The sequence below is a fragment of the Streptomyces sp. NPDC059900 genome (genome assembly GCF_050270335.1).
In the GTDB taxonomy this organism is placed as follows: Bacteria; Actinomycetota; Actinomycetes; order Streptomycetales; family Streptomycetaceae; genus Streptomyces.
In genome coordinates this window covers 1-2,372 of sequence record NZ_JBNNJZ010000883.1, presented here as the reverse complement: position 1 = coordinate 2,372, position 2,372 = coordinate 1, and the positions used below count along the sequence as shown (strand labels likewise).

The 2,372-nt window shown below is 69.6% G+C and carries 3 protein-coding genes; 2 read left to right on the top strand and 1 reads right to left on the bottom strand.

Translation table 11 applies throughout. From position 1 onward, the window contains the following. On the bottom strand, positions 1 to 431 hold a 431-nt coding region (locus tag ACQKIP_RS45290), incomplete at its 3' end, for a TetR/AcrR family transcriptional regulator (RefSeq protein ID WP_427745667.1). A 150-nt stretch (positions 432 to 581) separates the two neighbouring features. Between ACQKIP_RS45290 and ACQKIP_RS45285 the strand changes: the two genes are divergently transcribed. Beyond that, positions 582 to 1,340 carry an SDR family NAD(P)-dependent oxidoreductase gene (locus tag ACQKIP_RS45285; RefSeq protein ID WP_365863416.1) on the top strand — a complete coding sequence of 253 codons (759 nt, stop codon included), beginning with the start codon at positions 582 to 584 and terminating at the stop codon, positions 1,338 to 1,340. A gap of 834 nt (positions 1,341 to 2,174) precedes the next feature. Further along, positions 2,175 to 2,348, top strand: a complete 174-nt coding sequence (locus tag ACQKIP_RS45280) for a hypothetical protein (protein ID WP_365863414.1) — start codon at positions 2,175 to 2,177, stop codon at positions 2,346 to 2,348. Positions 2,349 to 2,372 lie beyond the last annotated feature (24 nt).

The following is a 2,372-nucleotide window of genomic DNA, read 5'->3' as shown; positions in this document are numbered from 1 at the left end:
AGGTAGCGCTGGACGGAGATGAAGTAGGGCAGCTTGCCCAGCTCGAACTGAGCCCGCCCCAGTTCCGGGAAGCGCGGCAGTTCGGCGATGACGATGCGGAAGAGGGCCGCCATCGCGGGCCGGCCGATCAGGTCGGCGTACTGGCGGCCGATCGCGCTCAGGCCGGCGCCCAGGTCACCTGACTGTGCCGCGGGCGCCGCCGGGTCCGGACCGCCCTTCCAGTACTCGGTGACGATGGCTTCGAAGAGCGCCGCCTTGGTGGGGAACTGCTTGAACAGCGTGGACTTCGAGACGGCTGCTTCCTGCGCGATCTTCGCCAGCGAGGTCCCGTCATAGCCCCGTTCCAGGAACAGCCTCGTGGCCGCTGCGGTGATCGCCTCGCGCTTGCGCTGGGCGAGTTGCTGATGGTGCGCGGAGAGTCCTGCGGTCATGGGCCCAGTATGACCCATTGCGAGGCGAGTCACTTGACTCGCCACTGTGCGGATGCTTACGTGGAAAGGGAGGCGAGTCGCACGACTCGCATCCGGCCGGCGGGAGCACTCCCCGCCGGCGTCCTTCCGTTCCCGCAGGGAGAAGCACTCATGGAGCCAGGCAAGATCGCATTGGTGACCGGCGGCAATCGCGGGCTGGGCCGGGCCACGGCCCAGGCGCTGGCCCGGCACGGGCTGCGCGTCATCGTCACCTACCGCGGCGACGCGCAGGAGGCCGAGGAGACGGTCAAGAGCGTCCAGGAAACCGGCGCCGCGGCCGCCGCACTGCGGCTGGACATCAGCGACGTGGCCTCCTTTCCCGCCTTCGTCTCCCACCTGGCCGCGCAGCTGGAGCGCTGGGACGCGACCCGGCTGGACGTCCTGGTCAACAACGCCGGGATCGGGCTGTTCGGACCGCTGGAAGCGGTCACGGCCGACGACTACGACGCGGTGATGGACACCAATGTGCGCGGCACGTTCTTCCTCATCCAGGCGCTCGCGCCCGTGCTGGCCGACGGGGGGCGGATCATCAACGTCTCCTCCTCCCTCAGCCGCCACACCAGTGCCGGCACCTCGGTCTACTCGGTCTCCAAGGCGGCCGTCGAGGTCCTCAGCCGGACCCTGGCCGCGGAACTGGGGGCGCGCAGGATCCGCGTCAACGCCATCGCGCCGGGGCCCACCGCCACCGACTTCAACGGCGGCGCCATGCGGGACGACGCGCACATGCGCGAGGCCCTGGGCGCGCAGACCGCGCTCGGCCGCGTCGGCGAACCGCAGGAGATCGGCGACGCGATTGCCGCGCTCGCCTCCGAGGACCTGCGATGGGTCACCGCCCAGCGCCTCGAGGTGTCCGGCGGCGCCCTGCTGTAGGAACCCTCGCCCACACCGTGTGCCCCGCCCCATACCTGGCAGGACCGGGAGATGTATCAGACGCGGTCCGCCCCGCGGGCCCGGTGGGCGGCATGGCAAGCCTCGTCGCCGCCGCTCTCGGCCATCCAGTTCGCAGTCGTTTGCTCGCAGAAGCCGAGCAGCCGACTGAAGACGAACGCGGGAAGCTCAATGGGGCCACCGCAGGCAACGCCCCTGCTCCAGCGCAGCGGCCAGCTCGCCCGGCCAGTCCGCGAGCAGCCACCGATCCGAGCCGGATGGGTAGGGGTCGTCCCCACCGTCGGCACTCGCTGGCGGCCGCAGCAACGCTGGTGAAACCTCTGCGCCGCGCTACCGATCCGGCTTCACGGCCGGCAAGCGATGCGCATCGCCGAGGAACTGCGCGCGAAGGGCGGGAGGAGGAAACACAACGCCAACTGCGGCCCCGATGGCCGATGGCATCTGAATCTCCGCCTGATCCGGAATCGGACCACAGAGTCCCCGGCATCACCCGCTCGGTGCACCGACCTACGCCGGCGATCGCATCGTCCTCAGCTCGCCTGGCGACCCGGGCGGCCGAGGTGACGGAGTAGTCGACCACCTCGAGCGCCCCCTGCCATGCCCGCGGACCCCAATACAGAGGACGAACCCTCTGGCCACGGGGGTGAAGACGATGCGAGGCCCTGGGCCCGTTTCTGAAGGTATGACCAGTACACAACGCTGAGCGGATGGGTCAAGATCCACACTCGTTGTGGTCGGTCAATGGATTTCGGCGGTTGCCAGAACCCGCAGGGAGCACTCTCCAAGGCGTCGAACAGGACCTGCAAGGGAGAGAACATGCGCATTCGTACGGTATTCGCGGCGGTTGCTCTGGCCGCCTCGGTGACCCTGGCCGGTGCGGCCGCGGCCGCGGCGGACGACGGCCTCGCGACGGCCAACAGCAGCTCTGTCGAGGGCGACGTCGTCAACCACACCGAGAACGTCGCGGTGGACTTCGCCGGCACCTGGTAGGTCCGTAGAGGCATCCGTTCGGGG

Excerpts from the sequence above, each read along its gene's own strand:
- ACQKIP_RS45280 (WP_365863414.1), top strand. The coding sequence starts at position 2,175 with ATGCGCATTCGTACGGTATTCGCGGCGGTTGCTCTGGCCGCCTCGGTG.
- ACQKIP_RS45285 (WP_365863416.1), top strand. The coding sequence starts at position 582 with ATGGAGCCAGGCAAGATCGCATTGGTGACCGGCGGCAATCGCGGGCTG.